Raw genomic sequence first — 15,093 nt, 5'->3', positions numbered from 1 at the left:
GCAACCATCTCGTCCCTAAGTAAGTCTTCCGGCAAATTACTGGCGGTAGGCTTCTACAATGCTATTGCACCCTATACCACGCTATCCTACTTCGTCATGAAAAAGCTCATACTCCCATGGGTCATAACCCTGTACATTTTAGTTTTTAACATACCCCTCAAAAATCAAGCGCAAGGATCTTTGCTAGATGGATACATCCCGGTCTTTTCTGAGGGGCAGACAACAGTTCCATTTTATGCCGCATCCTCCTATGCTGTAAGTGAAGCAGCCTTCCCTCAAATAACAGAGAGTGAAGGGGCTTTACTCTTTTGCACAGAAACCGCCTCTGCTCCCTATCAACAAAATGGATGTGATGATGCCAAGCCCTCAGAGATCTCTGGTTCATTGGTAGACCCCTGTCCAGGCGCTGTTGTCACCTACAGCGTTACTGCCAATCCAGATTTTACCAATTATGAATGGGAAATGCCCCGATCAGGGACAGGGAACATTCATTCTGATTGGATGATCATCTCCGGACAAGGCACCAATACCATACGTGTGAGAGCAGGTGAGAAAAATGGGACCATCAAGTTAACCGTTACGCATAACAAGTGCGGCAAGAAAGTACAGACGTTAGCGGTAACTCCTAAAAACGGCTGCGTTGGGACATGCCCAGCGCCTACAGCCACCTTAGTGGGGCCATCTGTTGTCTGTTACATATATGAAGATGATACCAATCCCTACACCTATGCGGTAGAAAATCCTCAGGAGGGAGTGACGTATGATTTCATGTTCCCAGAGGGATTTATTGTCGTGAACAGTGGTCCAGACTTTGCCGAGGTGCTATCCTTCTTTATTCCAGGCGAAGTAGACTCAGTACAGACGGTCATGTTATTAGCATCTAATGGCTGTAATTCAAGTATAAATACGCTCAATGTAACCCTACGTGATCAGAATTGTGAGCCTGGAGGCGTTTTGCCAGTAGAACTTGTCTCTTTTAATGGCATATCTAGAAATGGTTCAGTAGAATTGAGCTGGTCTACTGCTACAGAAATAAACAATGACAGATTTGAAGTAGAGCGCAGCACCAACGGGAAAGACTTTTCTACCATTGGAGAGGTCAAAGGGGCTGGTAACAGCAGCATGCTCTTGTCATATGGGTACAAAGACAAGCAAGCCCCAGCAGGAAACGTTTATTACCGGCTAAATCAAGTTGACCTGGATGGGTCCCATGAATACTCTAAAGTGGTAAGTGTGCAACACTCAGCTTCAACGGCAGCGCAAGGCATGCAGATTAAGCTTTTCCCTAATCCAATTACAGACGGCAACCTCACGGTAAAAGTAGAAAGCTTACCCGAAGGCTCTGGAAATATTTCATACAGCGTGATGGACATGAACGGGAAGCTCTTACATACGGCCACTTTAGCCGCCAACACCACAGAAGTGAACCTGCCTCTCCGTAGTCTAGGCTTGCGACAGGGAGTATATGTGGTTTCCTTCACTTCAGGGAAGGAGTCACAGATGCAAAGAATATTAATTCAATAAAGGCTTTAGCAATAGGATGCTATAGGAAAAGATGGCGGCCCTTGGCCGCCATCTTTTTTATGGGCAAGTTAGGACCACTGCTGCTCATTAATGTGGATTCATAGCTGCATCCTCCTAAGATTGATTAGTACCGGAAATCGTTTTTGAGCCTATTCTCAGAAAACAGCCTAAAAACGCACTTACCCAAAAGAGCCTTTGCGCTCTAATCATTCGTAATCTTTCCTTCCACCTGGCTGCTTCTAAGAAAGTGTAGAGAGTGAATTGAAGGATACAGCCGAAACATGAAGGAATAATTGAGAATTCTTAATGGGAAAAGTTAAAATAATTATTGGTTGTAGATAGTCGCAATGGATAAAATAGACTGATGCAAATAAAAAAATGAATTATTAGTGAATGGTCGTTTGGTAATTTCCTTTTCATTGTATAGTATTACAGTATATTAGATTAGAAGTAATCCTATAATAAATTAGGTTTTATAGGTGTTGAGTGGTCATTTGCTGCTTCTCATGGACTAGTGGTACCGTTTATTACTTCTTTTCTAATCATTTCCCTGCCAACCCCTAGCAGATTTTACTTAAAAGCTGGAATTCACTAGTGTTTAATGATTAGGTAATGGTATGAGCATCAAGATCTTTTGGGTTTTTGGATAGCGTGAGCAGTATCCAGCCATTCAAGTAAAGTGTACTCCGCTGCCTGTTTCTTGGGCACCTGCCTTCCCTCCCTACCTTATATCATCCTATTATATCCTAGAAAACAAATATGAAAAGACTTTTACGTACCAGCTTAAGTACAGTGATTCTTGCAATAGCATTATTAAACCAATCTTTTGCACAGTGCTCTTCTGGATCTACTACCACCTTGTCTGGGGGTGATTTAGACGTAGTTTTTAAAGGAGCTTCTACTGTAGATGGCCAGACAACTCTTACTTTTAGAGTGGTCAATACAAACAAGACGGGCAATTTTGAATATGCAGCCTTTGAGTTACCCAAAGGGGCGGCAGCGGTTTCTCCTAGAGAGGCAGTTCAGTTAGTACCCTCCCAAACTGTGGGAACTAAAATAATGTACTCGGTAGAAAACCCCAGCAAATCCCCTGAATCAACCATCAAATATTCCATCACTTCGGCACATGGAACATTCAAAAGCCAAGGCTATGATGAGTTTCAATATGTGATGAGTGCCTATGAATTCTCGCAAATGGAATCTCTCACCGTGACTGTGAAACATGCAAAGATTACGAATCCGGCTAAAATAACATTCCCATTAAGAAATAGCAGTAATGCGCCATTGCTCGCTTGCCAACCAGTCAATCCATCTTTCACCACTACAGGTATTCAAGGCCCAATTGATCCAATGGCAGGTACACTGGTAACGTATTATATTGAGAGTCCTACTGCTCTTTCCTATAAATGGGATATCCCGACCGGTTGGGAATATAATGGTCCTAAAACGGGAAGCTCAATTATTGTAAAAGTAGGAGAAGGAGCGGGTGCGGTGACGGTAGACATGGAACAGCCTAACAACGCTGCCTCTTTAGTAAGAACATTGGCAGTTTCTCCAGCTCCCAATCCCTTGCCGGTAGAACTAGTGAACTTTGCCGGAATAGCCAGAACCGAAAGCGTAGACTTAAACTGGAGCACCGCCACTGAAATCAACAATGAAAAGTTTGAAATAGAGCGCAGTGTCAACGGAAAGGACTTTGTTAAGATTGGGACGGTGAAAGGGGCTGGCAACAGCAATGTTTTACGTCAGTATCGTTACATAGACAGCCAACCCTTGTCAGGCATCAGCTACTATCGCCTGAAACAAGTGGACATAGACCAAGCCTATGAATACTCAAAGGTGATTGCTGTAAAGGGTGTACAGTCCAATTCAAATCTGGAGGCAGACCTTTTCCCAAATCCAGTCACGGAGAAGCATATCCTGGTGAGGCTGAAAAACCATGGGCAGAACAACACGCCGGTCACCTTTGTCATAACAGACCTAACCGGTAAAACAGTAATGACAAAAGCCTTGAACCCTAGCCTCCAGGAAGAACGGGTAGAATTGCCCATTCAGGCTCTAAAACAGGGAATGTACATGGTGTCTATCTCATCTGGTGATGCCACCTCCCAGCAAAGAATAGTGATTCAATAGAAAAGCATTTGAATACCAAAGAAAGGCATCGGCTTACAGTCGTTGCCTTTTTTTTATGCGCCGGTGATTAATCCGTTTTCTAAATCATCGTTTTTGGCCTACTTTGGAGAAAATAGCCCAAAAACGACATGCAGGCAGCACAAAGCGTTTTCTCAGAATTGGTAGTCATTGAACTGGCCAGCGTCTTGGCAGGGCCTAGCGTGGGACAGTTCTTCGCAGAGTTAGGCGCAACGGTCATTAAGGTAGAAAACCTAAGAACTCAGGGAGATGTGACCCGGCGCTGGAAACTGGCTTCAGAACCTGCCACCCAAGACATTTCAGCCTATTTTGCAAGTGCCAACTGGGGCAAGCAATCCATTGCCTTAGACTTATCCTGTCAAGCTGGTAGGGACGTTGCTTATGCTTTGCTAGACAAGGCAGATGTGGTCATTACCAGTTTCAAACCCGGCGATGCTGAGAAGCTGTTGCTAGACTACAAAACCCTCTCTACTAGAAACCCAAAGCTCATCTACGGCGCCATCACCGGCTATGGAAGCCACGTGCCACGGGCCGGCTATGACGCCGTCTTGCAGGCCGAGGCAGGTTTTATGTACCTGAATGGTGAGCCAGGCGGACCTCCCGTGAAAATGCCGGTGGCGCTCATTGACCTGCTGGCGGCGCATCAATTAAAAGAAGGTCTGCTCACCGCCTTGCTGCTGCGTGAAAAAACAGGCAAAGGAAGTTACATGGAAGTCTCCTTGTTGCGGGCAGCCATCGCGTCTTTGGCCAACCAAGCTACTAACTACCTGGTGGCGGGCGTTGCCCCGCAGCGGTTGGGCTCAGAGCATCCTAACATTGTGCCCTACGGGACGGTCTTTCAAACGGCAGATCAGAAAGAGCTGGTGTTGGCCATTGGCGATGACCGCCAGTTTACCCATCTATGCACAGTGTTAGGCATCGCAGACAAAGCCCAGGATGCATCTTATTCAACCAACAAGGCCAGAGTGCAGCACAGAGAAGAGGTCAATGCCTTCCTGAAAACTGAAATTCTAAAGCGAAATAGGGAAGACCTATTGCAAGAATTAATCGCTAAGCAAGTACCGGCTGGGGCCGTTCATACCATTCCAGAGGCTTTGGCCATCCCGGCGGCACAGGGGCAATTGGTAGAAGACGCCACTACCGGCATGAAGGGATTGAGGCAGATAGCCTTTGATCTTGATACTCAACACCATCGGGAGTTAATTGCCCCTCCTGCGTTTGGGCAACATACCCAGCAAGTGCTTGAAAACGTAGCAGGCTTAACCCCAGCGCAGGTCCAGAAATTAAAAGACCAAGGAGCGGCTCAATAATGGTCAGATTACGAAAAGGATAACTAATTTGCGGCGCTAAGGGTACTATAACAGATGTTCTGGCGCACCAGATGCCTGGAACCCCCAGCTGATAAATGCAGAAGTATGGAAGATAGATTGGAATCAATATTTGAGGGCCTGCACCAGAAATCGTCCTCCAAGCAGGCCATTTTCCGGAACACCAAACTGGTCTTTGACCAACTGCGCGAGGTGTCTATTGAACTAGTAGGAAAGCTCACTGAGCGCCTGGCCACCGTAGACACGACCGTGGTCATAGAATATAGAAGCATCAATGACTTTGAGTTTCATGTAAAGTTCTCAGGGGACCTGCTCATTTTTGTGATGCACTCCAACGTGATTACTCTGCCAGACGAGCATGAATTAATGCGCAGTCGCTACGTAGAGGAAGATTTTAGACGCCGGTTCTTCGGGCATATCATGGCCTATAACTTCATGGCAGACTCCATCAAGTACAACCGCTTAAATGATCCGGGCTACCTGCTGGGCCGAGTGCTCATTAACATAGACAACCATTTCTACCTAGAAGGGGTGAAGCAGCTGGACCTGAACTACAGTGACATGTCCAAGAACAAGATCACCGAGGAGACCCTGCGTCTGTTCACCGAAAGCGCCATGATCGCCTCTGTGAACAATGATCTGGTGGCCCCAGACGTGGACGAAATCCGAAAGATAACTGTCAAGCAGAAACTAGAGGAACAGATGGTGAGTACGCCGCAGAAAGTAGGGTTCTCTTTCAGTGCTCAGCAAAGGAAAGCTACCATCTACTAACGTTGCACTACCGGGCCAAAAACGAAGAAGGCACCTGCTCTGCAGGTGCCTTCTTCGTTTTTGGCCTGTTTTCTGGAAAACAGGCCAAAAACGCTTATGAATGTAAGGTTAAATGAACTCAGCTAATTCCAGCCAACGCTCAGTCTTGGCCTCCACCAAATCCGTGATTTCCTTGACGCGTTTGGCAATCTCCGCTAGGCGGGTATGGCTTGCGGAACCGCTGTTCATTTCACTGACAATGGTTTCTTTCTCAGACTCCAGTTGGTCAATTTCTTTCTCCAGTTGCTCGTATTCCTGCTTTTCTTTGAAAGAGGCTTTGCGCTTGGGAGTAGCATCTGCCACTGTAGCTACTGGTGTAGCTTTCACTGGTTCTGCTACAGGCTCAGGCTTGGGAGCGGGTTTGCTTTCTGGTTCGTTAGCTTTCAAGGCTTCGCGCTCTTTGGCCCACTCACGGTAGTCAGTATAGTTACCCGGGAAGTCACGCAGGTGGCCGTTCTCCTCAAACACGAACAAGTGCTCCACCAAGCGGTCCATGAAGTATCTATCATGCGATACAATCAGCAAAGAACCGCCAAATTGTAACAAGAAGTCCTCTAAGATATTAAGTGTTTGAATGTCCAGGTCATTGGTAGGCTCATCCAGGATCAGGAAGTTAGGGTTCTTGATAAGCACACGCAAGAGTTGCAACCTGCGTTTCTCGCCACCGCTCAATTTGCGTACAAACGTGTACTGCTGGGCCGGAGGGAACTGGAAGTGCTGTAAGAACTGGCTGGCCGTGATGACTTCGCCGTTGCCCGTTTCCACCACTTCGGCCACTTCTTTGACCACGTCAATTACGCGTTGGTCTTCATTGAAGGTGAGCTCTGTCTGGGTGTAATAGCCAAAAACCGTGGTCTGGCCAGGAATAATCTGGCCGCTGTCTGGCGCCATTTTGCCCGTGAGCATGTTCAGAAAGGTGGTCTTGCCGGCACCGTTCGGGCCTACAATGCCTACGCGGTCCTTCTTTCTAAACACATAGCTGAAGTCATCCAACACCACCTTCTCCCCGAAGCGCTTGCTCAAGTGGTCAATCTCTAGAATCTGGTTGCCCTGGCGCGTGCTCTTCACAGAAAGCTCCAAAGACGTGCGGGTGTCTTTCTGGGAGGTTTTGTCTTTAAGATCATAAAACGCATCTACCCTGGACTTGGACTTGGTGCCGCGGGCACGTGGTTGCTTGCGCATCCAGTCCAGTTCTTTCTTCAGGAGTTGCTTGGCCTTGCCCATCTCCGCGGAGTTGGCTTCCTCTTGCTCGGCCTTCTTTTCTACGTAGTAGCTGTAGTTGCCTTTGTAGTTGTATACCTGACCGCGGTCCAACTCGGCTATCTCATTGGCCACCTGGTCCAGGAAATACCGGTCGTGAGTCACCATCAAGAGTGTAGTTTGCTCTGTAGTGAGCAGGTTCTCAAACCATTCAATCGTCTCCAGATCCAAGTGGTTGGTTGGCTCATCCAGAATCAACAAATCAGGCTCTTCAATTAAGACGCGGGCCATGGCCACACGCTTTTTCTGACCGCCAGATAAATGATCCACCAGCACGTCCAGGTTCTGAATGCCCAGTTTGCCCAGAATCTGCTTGGTACGCACTTCGTATTCCCAAGCGTGCAGTTCTTCCATGCGCTCCATCACCTTCTGCATACGGTCATCAGAGGTGTTAGGGTCTTCTAAACAGGCCTCATAGTCTCTAATGGCGTCTAATACGGCGGTTTGACCAGAGAAGATGGCCTCTTGCACACTGGCGCCTGCCGGAAATTCTGGTTGTTGCCAAAGGTAACCCACCCGTATGCCGCGGCGCACGCTTACGGTGCCATTGTCTGTGGGCATAGTGCCCGCTAATATTTTAAGAAGCGTGGTTTTACCGGCTCCATTGGCCCCAATCAAGGCAATGCGCTGTCCGCGGTTAATGCCAAAGGTCAGGTTCTGGAAAAGCCACCGGTCCCCGAAGCTTTTAGAGATTGAGTCTGCTGATAGGTAATTCATGGTGCAAAGGTACGCAAATGGGCAAGGGGAAACCACTGATGCTCAAATTCTATAGACACAAAAAAGGCCGGGATGCGTGGCCCGGCCTTTTCTTTGCTTTTTCTTTAAACTTAAAATGACGCCTTCCCCTTAATGGGTATGGCCATGGTGCATGCCACCTCTCAGTGGGTTATGCGTAGCGGCTCCATGTTCTGGAGACACTCTGGTCATCATGGCTTCCAAGACAATCATGATACCTACCACTAAGTGCGGCATGTACACATACTCGTCAAAGTTGAAAATCCATGGTGAGGCTGCTAAGAAAATACCAATCAGGTAGTCCATGGTCAAGTGCATGCGCATAGACATCACTCTAAACATACCCACCTCAAAATTGGTCATCAAGGCTTGTAGAATAATCACAGCACCTACTATTATAGGTACCCACGTTTCAGCTCCGCCGCGGTCAAAATCAAGGACGAAGGGAGCCGCAATTAGTAAAGCACCCACTAGATAATCCATTATCCCGTGGGCACGGGTTGAAAGTAATTTCATAATGTTTCTCCTTTTAAAGGTTGGTATTGTATGGTATTTTACGATTTTAAAACTTGTTTGTTGTTGAATAGGTTGATTTTGGTTTGGATTATAGTAAGATGACTGCTTTGCGTGAAACACGGAGATAGTTTCGTAAATTGCGACATCATGCAGACAGAACCACGAGACCGGCCCATTGGCATCTTTGACAGCGGCATTGGCGGATTGACCGTCGCCAAAGCCATTAAGGCCCTTTTGCCACAGGAACAGCTTATTTATTTCGGGGATACGGCGCATTTGCCATATGGTGATAAATCCACGGCGGCCATACAAGCCTACGCAGTAAAAATCTGTGATTTGCTCTTGCGCCAGCAGTGTAAAATAATCCTGATTGCGTGTAATTCGGCGTCGGCGGCGGCCTATGAACTGGTCAAAGAATACGTGGGGAGCAAGGCGCACGTGCTCAACGTGATTGACCCGGTGGTGCAGTATGTGGGGGAGGAGTACGCCGGAAAGTCCATTGGCCTGATTGGTACCAAGCAAACCGTCAACTCCAACGTCTACAAAAAGAAGATAGACAACCTGGACAAAGGTATAGAGTTACACTCAGTAGCTACGCCTTTGCTGGCGCCCATGATTGAAGAAGGCTTCTTTAACAACACCATCTCTGAGAGCGCCATTCAAACTTACTTGTCTGATCCCAGTTTGCAAGACATTGAAGCCTTGATTCTGGGCTGTACGCATTACCCTCTCATCAAAGATCAGATTGACCGCTACTATGAAGGCCGCGTGACCGTACTGGACACTTCTGAATTGGTGGCCAGGCATGTAGAAGACGTGTTGCAGCGTTTGAATCTGGCAAGCACCAGCCTTAAAGGCGAGCCGCATTTCTACGTTTCTGATTACACTGCCTCCTTTGAAGCCTCTACCAGATTGTTCTTCCAGAAGGCCGTGCGCCTGGAGCATTACCCACTCTGGGAGTAAATAGGTGGCAAATGGTTTGCGCTCTTCTCGTTTTTGGCCTATTTTTATAGAAACAAGCCAAAAACGCCGAAGCCATGAAGAAGAGATATTTTAGAATTGGTGATTTGTCCCGCAACATGCTGTTGGTAAGCGCCGCCGCTTGTTTGGGATTGACAACCGTTTCCTGCTCAGATAACCGCTCTGCCCAAGAAACCTCCACTGAATGGAATGCCGGCCAAGAGGCGGCTTCCTACACCCAGGGAGTGATTACAGAAATGACCGAAGTTGGTCCAGATAACTGGAAGATAACCGATGAGCGCCCCGCCGGTGCTGGTCAGGTAATGGCCATTCTCAAGCACCAAGACGGCAAAGTAGACACCTTGCAAGGTTTGGCCTTGGAAAACAAGATGAAGGAGTACGCCCAGGTGAACCCACAAAACGGCTCTGGCTTTAGCATGATGAACGTGCTTATGTGGAGCAGCATCGGCTACATGGCCGGCCGCATGATGTCGCCTAACCCACGGTATTACGCCAACCCCAACACCATTCAACGCAACGACGCCTGGCGTCAACAAACCGCGGCCGAGCGCTCCAGAGGCGCGCAAGCCTTTAAAGGCACCGCCGGCCCATACAGCCGCCCGACTACCACTACCACCCGCTCTACCCGTCCTAGCTCCAGCCGCTCTGGTTGGTTCGGCGGTAGGTCTTCGGGCCGTTCAGGCGGTTTTGGCGGATAAGCTCTTAAAGACGCAGGACACAAGACGAATGCCTGATCGTTTTCGGCCTGTTATTCAGAAACCAGGCCGAAAACGACTTGTGAGCGTGTTGGACATAATATCCCTTAGCGTCTCCTGCTTCATTCTTTTCTATTGGTCATTATTCACTAATCACTAATCATTCTTCTCATGCAGCCACTACCAGTCAAATTGATGCCGCATCATGGCAATGTTACGTCCATGGTGAATCAGATGGGGTGGCAGTGGGTAGTGGAAGAGGAGTGTCAGACTTACTTGAGTGGAGAGGCGGTGGTATTAACGCAAGCCAGCGCCGATGAACTGCTGGATGCGGCCACCACTATTTATCAGATGATGGTAGAGGCGGTGCCCGATGAGTTGCCGGATGATTTCTTGCGCAAAGTGGGCATCCCCGAAAAACTATGGCGGGCCGTGCGCCATTCCTGGAACGATGACCGCCACTGGCATTTGTATGGCCGGTTTGACTTCGCGCAGACGCCAGAAGGAGTGAAGTTGTTGGAGTTCAACGCAGACACGGCCACGTCCATCCCAGAAACCTCAGTGGTGCAATGGGCTAGTCTGGCTGCCGCCGGCAAACAAGATGCGCAGCAGGCCAACGGCTTGTATGAGGGCCTCTTAGAACAGTTCCAGACCTGGAAAGGCTTGAACCCAGATTTAGACCCGTCTTTGTTGTTGGTATATCTAGGCGAAAGCCAGGAAGACCGCACCAATTGTGAGGTATTGGCGGAAGCCGCCCGCGAGGCCGGTTTCACGGCTCATGTCTGCCCGGTGCATGAAATGGAGGTGTCCTTGGTAGGCGTAGAGCGTGGCATCTGGGCCCAGACCGGCGCCGAACAGTGGCAGAAATTCTCCTTCCTCTTCAAGCTGGTGCCCTGGGAGATGCTGGCCCAGGAAGAACCAGATCTGTGTGAGGACTTGGTAGCGCTACAATCCTCTAGAAACGTCATCATTGCAAACCCGGCCTACTCGCTTATTTTCCAGAGCAAAGCCATGCTGGCCGTGTTGTGGCAGCAGTTCCCCTATCATCCGCTGTTGTTGCGCACAGAATTTACCTCTTTCTCAGGCAAAACGGTGCAGAAACCCATCTTCGGGCGCGAGGGGCAAAACATAGTAGTCCGGGAGAATTCAGACGTGAGTTCTACCTCGGGTCATTATGGAAACCAGCAACACATCTACCAATCCTGGGCCGACATGCCGATGGACACTAACCGCTACAGCTACCAGGCGGGCGTTTTCTGGGCCGGCGAAGGCTGTGCCATCGGCTTCCGGCGCGAGCGCGGCATCATTACCAACCTGTCCCAGTTTGTAGCCCACATGGTGGAGTAATCCTGTAAGTACCCAATTGGTAATTCTTTATGGTGTTTAGAATGGCCCGGCACACCAGCCGTCTTCCTGAAATGAGGGAATTTTACACGCAAGTGCTCGAGCTTGAGGTGCTTGGGAGCTTTATAGGCCACAACGGGTATGATGGCATATTCTTAGGGAAGAAGGAGAGTGACTGGCATTTGGAGTTTACTCAATCCAGTGAGGAGGCGGTTCACATTTTTGATGAAGATGACGTCTTGGTTTTCTACCCAGTATCACATGCTGAACACGAGCGCATTCTGGACAAGATTCATCAGATGGGACTCACATTAATGGCTCCCAAAAATCCTTATTGGTTAATAAATGGAAGAATGATCCTTGACCCAGACGGTTTTAGAATCATTATTTCTCCTTTGAGGATAAAGCATGCATAAACTTGTCCTTCTTCTGATACCTTTTGATAAAGTATATCTGAAAAACAATTCTGCTTCCTAAAAGCCCTTATGCAAAAAGAAGTTCCCCTCATTCTCTTAGCCAGCGCCAGAAAGGAAAGTGACACGGCGGCTTTTGTGCAGAAGGTGTTTCAAGACACGCCGCATCAGGTCTTAGATTTGCTGGATTACCAGGTGGGGCCTTATAGGTATGAGAATGACTATCCTGCCCAGGATGAGTTCCTGAAAGTGGTTGACCAGCTGTTACAGCATCAGGTAATTGTCTTTGCTACGCCGGTGTACTGGTATGCCATGAGGGGACACCTCAAAACCTTTTTTGACCGACTCACGGATCTAGTGACCGTGCAGAAACCGTTGGGAAGAAAACTACAGGGCAAATCTGTTTTTCTAATAGCCGTAGGCGCCGATGATTCCTTACCCGACGGTTTTGAAGTGCCGTTCAAACTCACCGCCAAATACCTGAATATGAAGTTCGGGAGCTGTCTATACGCCTCTACAGAAGAGTTGGAAACCGATATCTACCACCTAGGCAACCACCGCGAATTCCTGCGCGAAATCCAGGATGCCCTACAATAGATTAGCTGAATTTCTTGCCATCTGTGATGCGCTCAACTGTCTTGGTAATGCGCGTATTGCGGGTTTCTGGTCGTTTGGCTTCGGTGACCCAGCGCACGTATTCTTTGCGGTGCGTATACGCCATCTTTTCAAACTTCTCTAATTGCTGGGCATCGGCTAGGGCTTGCTTTAAGTCCTCGGGAATCTCAATCTCGCTTCGTTCTGTGGATGTGACGGCTTTGTCTGGTTTCAGTTGGGCGGCCGCTTTAATATACTCCACTAAGTACTTCTCTTGAATTTGTGATGCGTCTGTGAACTTGATGGTTCGCATGTTCTTGCCATCCAACCCAGTTGTGTAGAGGGCATACGTGTCTGGTACCTGAGCCCCTTGAAACAAGGTAAGATTCACGTGCTGCTTGTGCACGCTGATGGCGCACACCATGCTATGGCCTTTCTTTTCATAGACCGGGGTGCCCCACTTCCAGGACGGTTGCAATTCTGGGTCTGCCGTGGAAATGACTTCTCTCAGCTTTTCACAGATAGGCTGGGCGAACGCTGGCGCGTTGGTGAAAAAAGAGTTGATTTTCTCTTCTTGCTGGGCAGGCGTCAGTTTAGCGGTGGTAGCCATTTATTGATTGATAGGTGTTGATTGTTAATTGTCTTTCGTGATTCGTTTTTGGCCTGAATTCTAGAAAACAGGCCAAAATCAGATTTACCAGCGCGCGGCGCTAAAGCCTTCTACCGTGAACATTTCAGGCGGCAATGACTTCGGGAACTTCATGTTGTAGTAGATTTCATGCATGACCGGCTTGCCGTTGTTGGAGAAAGTGAGGTCGGTGGCAATCCAGTTATCCTGCACCTTCTGATAGCCTTTCACGTCTACTACGCTCTGGTTTTCGCCGGCTTGTCTCACCGTCTTTAACAGCCACAGCTTTTTCTGGTCAATGATGAAATGGCTGGCCTTTTGGTCCAGTGAGGTCACACCTACTACGTACACTTTCTTGCCCTGCCATTTGGTGGCAAAGGCCTTAGTCAAATCAATGCCTGCTTCCTGCAACTGCGCCACACTCTTAGAGACAGGTTGGTGGTACACGTCAAAGGCCAGCACCAACAGCTCATGCACGCGGCGGCGTTTGTTCTGCAACACGTTGTCTTTGAACACGAATTGGCTGTCCTGCGCATAGATGGCACCGTTGCCCGCGGCAAAATCATCGAACTTGATAATCAGCTTTCCGGGGAAGGCAATCGCCTCATGCCATACCTGCGTGCTAGAATCTGATGGCGATTTATATAGAATGGCTGTCTGGTCGAACGTGAAATAGGGATCAAACTTGCCGGCGTATTTCTTATGCATTTTCTCTATCACCTCTTGCCCCGTTAAGCTAGTGGTCTCAAGTGAGAATAGGTGAGACCAGGATAAGAGCAGAGGCAAAAGCAGGTTCAAAACCATAGCGCGGAGGTGTAAGTGGAGGACTAAAATAGAGAGATTATATGATTTTGAAAAACCTTCATTGCTAGTCAAACTCCCGACCTCGTTTTTGGGCCGTTTTCCAGAAAGTAGCCAGAAAACAAGGTGGACAAAATCGCTACGCTTTCTGCTACCAATCAATAATGAATAAATGTACCTTTGAACTAGTCAACTCCCTGAACGCATGTGGGCATTGCCGTTGGTACTTCTTCTCATTCTAGGCGTGGTGGTCATCATCTTCTACGCCGAGCGGAAGCTCTCTGCCTTTATGCAAGACCGACTGGGGCCCATGGAAGCCGGTCCCTACGGCACCCTCCAATTCGCCGCCGATTTACTTAAGCTCCTCCAGAAAGAAGACATCGTGCCGGCCGCGGCAGACAAAATGCTGTTCAAATATGCGCCGCTGGTCATCTTTGCCTCGGTGCTGGCGGGCTTCGCGGTCATTCCCTTAACGCCTGAACTTGTTCCGTCTGGCACGTCTATTGGTTTGTTTTTTCTGCTAGCCATTGTGTCACTGGATGTGATTGGCCTGCTCATGGCGGGGTGGGGTTCTAATAATAAATATGCGCTGCTAGGAGCCATGCGGTCGGTGGCGCAGATTGTATCCTATGAGATTCCGGCTGGTCTGGCCATTTTAAGCGTAGTCATCATCAGCCAGAGCCTGGACTTGCAGGAAATCAGCTTTCAGCAGGGTGTGCATTTACAACTGTTTCCGGGGTATGCGCAGGAGGTGAACTATCTCTTCGGACTGAAGGCCTTGGGCATTGATGTGACCCATGTAGGTGGCATCTTGAGTTGGAACATTGTGCGGATGCCGTTGCTGAGCTTCGGGTTTATCATTTACTTCATTGCCTCTCTAGCCGAGTGTAACCGCGCGCCCTTTGACATTCCAGAGGCCGAGTCTGAGTTGGTGGGCGGCTTTCACGTAGAATACAGCGGGTTCAGGTTTGCCACTTTGTTTTTAGCCGAGTACGCCATGATGCTGCTGGTGAGTCTGGTGGCTGTGATTCTGTTCTTAGGAAGCTGGAATTCGCCTTTCCCCAACATGGGCCCCGTAATGCTAGCCGATTGGACTTCGGGCACGTTGGGCGCCTGGTCTGGTAACCTGTGGGCTTTTTTCTGGCTGGTGAGCAAGGCCTTGGTCTTGATGGTGGTGCAGGTTTGGTTGCGTTGGACGTTCCCTAGAATGCGCGTGGACCAGCTCATGCACCTGTGTTGGAAAATACTGACGCCCGCCGCGTTGGCGTTAGTATTAGTAGCCGCCGTCTGGCGCTTGTTGATGATTTAAACCC

The 15,093-nt window shown here is 48.7% G+C and carries 14 protein-coding genes; 10 read left to right on the top strand and 4 right to left on the bottom strand.

The annotated features are described in order from the left end of the window. The first annotated feature begins 96 nt into the window (after positions 1 to 96). The 4 genes from TH61_RS01005 to TH61_RS00990 all read left to right on the top strand — a co-directional run bounded on the left by TH61_RS01005 (position 97) and on the right by TH61_RS00990 (position 5,774). Positions 97 to 1,524 carry a T9SS type A sorting domain-containing protein gene (locus TH61_RS01005; protein ID WP_157600470.1) on the top strand — a complete coding sequence of 476 codons (1,428 nt, stop codon included), beginning with the start codon at positions 97 to 99 and terminating at the stop codon, positions 1,522 to 1,524. A gap of 759 nt (positions 1,525 to 2,283) precedes the next feature. Next, the gene (locus TH61_RS17890; protein WP_082780263.1) at positions 2,284 to 3,657 is read left to right on the top strand and encodes a T9SS type A sorting domain-containing protein; all 1,374 of its coding nucleotides are present in this window, start codon (positions 2,284 to 2,286) and stop codon (positions 3,655 to 3,657) included. A 128-nt stretch (positions 3,658 to 3,785) separates the two neighbouring features. Then, positions 3,786 to 4,985 carry a CaiB/BaiF CoA-transferase family protein gene (locus tag TH61_RS00995; RefSeq protein WP_066504730.1) on the top strand — a complete coding sequence of 400 codons (1,200 nt, stop codon included), beginning with the start codon at positions 3,786 to 3,788 and terminating at the stop codon, positions 4,983 to 4,985. A 105-nt stretch (positions 4,986 to 5,090) separates the two neighbouring features. Beyond that, positions 5,091 to 5,774, top strand: a complete 684-nt coding sequence (locus TH61_RS00990) for a hypothetical protein (RefSeq protein ID WP_066504729.1) — start codon at positions 5,091 to 5,093, stop codon at positions 5,772 to 5,774. 108 nt (positions 5,775 to 5,882) lie between these two features. On the opposite strand, the gene TH61_RS00985 is transcribed toward TH61_RS00990, so the two are convergent. Together TH61_RS00985 and TH61_RS00980 are read right to left on the bottom strand one after the other, a co-directional pair. Then, entirely contained in the window at positions 5,883 to 7,790 is a 1,908-nt protein-coding gene (locus TH61_RS00985; RefSeq protein WP_066504727.1) for an ABC-F family ATP-binding cassette domain-containing protein, read from the bottom strand. 129 nt (positions 7,791 to 7,919) lie between these two features. After that, the gene (locus TH61_RS00980; RefSeq protein ID WP_066504726.1) at positions 7,920 to 8,324 is read right to left on the bottom strand and encodes an SPW repeat protein; all 405 of its coding nucleotides are present in this window, start codon (positions 8,322 to 8,324) and stop codon (positions 7,920 to 7,922) included. A 147-nt stretch (positions 8,325 to 8,471) separates the two neighbouring features. On the opposite strand from TH61_RS00980, the gene murI reads away from it, so the two are divergent. From murI to TH61_RS00955, 5 genes are all read left to right on the top strand, one after another. Next, complete coding sequence (gene murI / locus TH61_RS00975; protein WP_066504724.1) at positions 8,472 to 9,287, top strand: glutamate racemase; 816 nt, start codon at positions 8,472 to 8,474, stop codon at positions 9,285 to 9,287. Between the two features lie 74 nt (positions 9,288 to 9,361). Beyond that, complete coding sequence (locus TH61_RS00970; protein ID WP_066504721.1) at positions 9,362 to 10,003, top strand: hypothetical protein; 642 nt, start codon at positions 9,362 to 9,364, stop codon at positions 10,001 to 10,003. A 168-nt stretch (positions 10,004 to 10,171) separates the two neighbouring features. Then, positions 10,172 to 11,347 carry a glutathionylspermidine synthase family protein gene (locus TH61_RS00965; RefSeq protein WP_066504719.1) on the top strand — a complete coding sequence of 392 codons (1,176 nt, stop codon included), beginning with the start codon at positions 10,172 to 10,174 and terminating at the stop codon, positions 11,345 to 11,347. A 41-nt stretch (positions 11,348 to 11,388) separates the two neighbouring features. Continuing rightward, positions 11,389 to 11,760, top strand: coding sequence for a VOC family protein (locus TH61_RS00960; protein ID WP_197464075.1), 372 nt, complete (start codon positions 11,389 to 11,391; stop codon positions 11,758 to 11,760). A 69-nt stretch (positions 11,761 to 11,829) separates the two neighbouring features. Further along, positions 11,830 to 12,354 carry a flavodoxin family protein gene (locus TH61_RS00955; protein WP_066504715.1) on the top strand — a complete coding sequence of 175 codons (525 nt, stop codon included), beginning with the start codon at positions 11,830 to 11,832 and terminating at the stop codon, positions 12,352 to 12,354. A 1-nt stretch (position 12,355) separates the two neighbouring features. Here the strand turns inward: TH61_RS00955 and TH61_RS18275 are convergent, their stop codons facing one another. Together TH61_RS18275 and TH61_RS00945 are read right to left on the bottom strand one after the other, a co-directional pair. Continuing rightward, complete coding sequence (locus TH61_RS18275; RefSeq protein WP_066504712.1) at positions 12,356 to 12,961, bottom strand: DUF1801 domain-containing protein; 606 nt, start codon at positions 12,959 to 12,961, stop codon at positions 12,356 to 12,358. An 84-nt stretch (positions 12,962 to 13,045) separates the two neighbouring features. Then, the gene (locus tag TH61_RS00945; RefSeq protein WP_231862274.1) at positions 13,046 to 13,687 is read right to left on the bottom strand and encodes a hypothetical protein; all 642 of its coding nucleotides are present in this window, start codon (positions 13,685 to 13,687) and stop codon (positions 13,046 to 13,048) included. 298 nt (positions 13,688 to 13,985) lie between these two features. Between TH61_RS00945 and TH61_RS00940 the strand changes: the two genes are divergently transcribed. After that, on the top strand, positions 13,986 to 15,089 hold the full coding sequence (locus tag TH61_RS00940; protein ID WP_066504706.1) for a complex I subunit 1 family protein: 1,104 nt from the start codon (positions 13,986 to 13,988) through the stop codon (positions 15,087 to 15,089). Positions 15,090 to 15,093: the final 4 nt, after the last annotated feature.

Source organism: Rufibacter sp. DG15C, assembly GCF_001577755.1.
In the GTDB taxonomy this organism is placed as follows: domain Bacteria; phylum Bacteroidota; class Bacteroidia; order Cytophagales; family Hymenobacteraceae; genus Nibribacter.
This window is presented reverse-complemented; position numbering and strand designations above follow the sequence as displayed.

Bases quoted from the DNA above. Each gene is read 5' to 3' on its own strand.
- TH61_RS01005 (WP_157600470.1), top strand. From the start codon at position 97: ATGAAAAAGCTCATACTCCCATGGGTCATAACCCTGTACATTTTAGTT.
- TH61_RS17890 (WP_082780263.1), top strand. From the start codon at position 2,284: ATGAAAAGACTTTTACGTACCAGCTTAAGTACAGTGATTCTTGCAATA.
- TH61_RS00995 (WP_066504730.1), top strand. From the start codon at position 3,786: ATGCAGGCAGCACAAAGCGTTTTCTCAGAATTGGTAGTCATTGAACTG.
- TH61_RS00990 (WP_066504729.1), top strand. From the start codon at position 5,091: ATGGAAGATAGATTGGAATCAATATTTGAGGGCCTGCACCAGAAATCG.
- TH61_RS00985 (WP_066504727.1), bottom strand. From the start codon at position 7,790: ATGAATTACCTATCAGCAGACTCAATCTCTAAAAGCTTCGGGGACCGG.
- TH61_RS00980 (WP_066504726.1), bottom strand. From the start codon at position 8,324: ATGAAATTACTTTCAACCCGTGCCCACGGGATAATGGATTATCTAGTG.
- murI (WP_066504724.1), top strand. From the start codon at position 8,472: ATGCAGACAGAACCACGAGACCGGCCCATTGGCATCTTTGACAGCGGC.
- TH61_RS00970 (WP_066504721.1), top strand. From the start codon at position 9,362: ATGAAGAAGAGATATTTTAGAATTGGTGATTTGTCCCGCAACATGCTG.
- TH61_RS00965 (WP_066504719.1), top strand. From the start codon at position 10,172: ATGCAGCCACTACCAGTCAAATTGATGCCGCATCATGGCAATGTTACG.
- TH61_RS00960 (WP_197464075.1), top strand. From the start codon at position 11,389: ATGGCCCGGCACACCAGCCGTCTTCCTGAAATGAGGGAATTTTACACG.
- TH61_RS00955 (WP_066504715.1), top strand. From the start codon at position 11,830: ATGCAAAAAGAAGTTCCCCTCATTCTCTTAGCCAGCGCCAGAAAGGAA.
- TH61_RS18275 (WP_066504712.1), bottom strand. From the start codon at position 12,961: ATGGCTACCACCGCTAAACTGACGCCTGCCCAGCAAGAAGAGAAAATC.
- TH61_RS00945 (WP_231862274.1), bottom strand. From the start codon at position 13,687: ATGCATAAGAAATACGCCGGCAAGTTTGATCCCTATTTCACGTTCGAC.
- TH61_RS00940 (WP_066504706.1), top strand. From the start codon at position 13,986: ATGTGGGCATTGCCGTTGGTACTTCTTCTCATTCTAGGCGTGGTGGTC.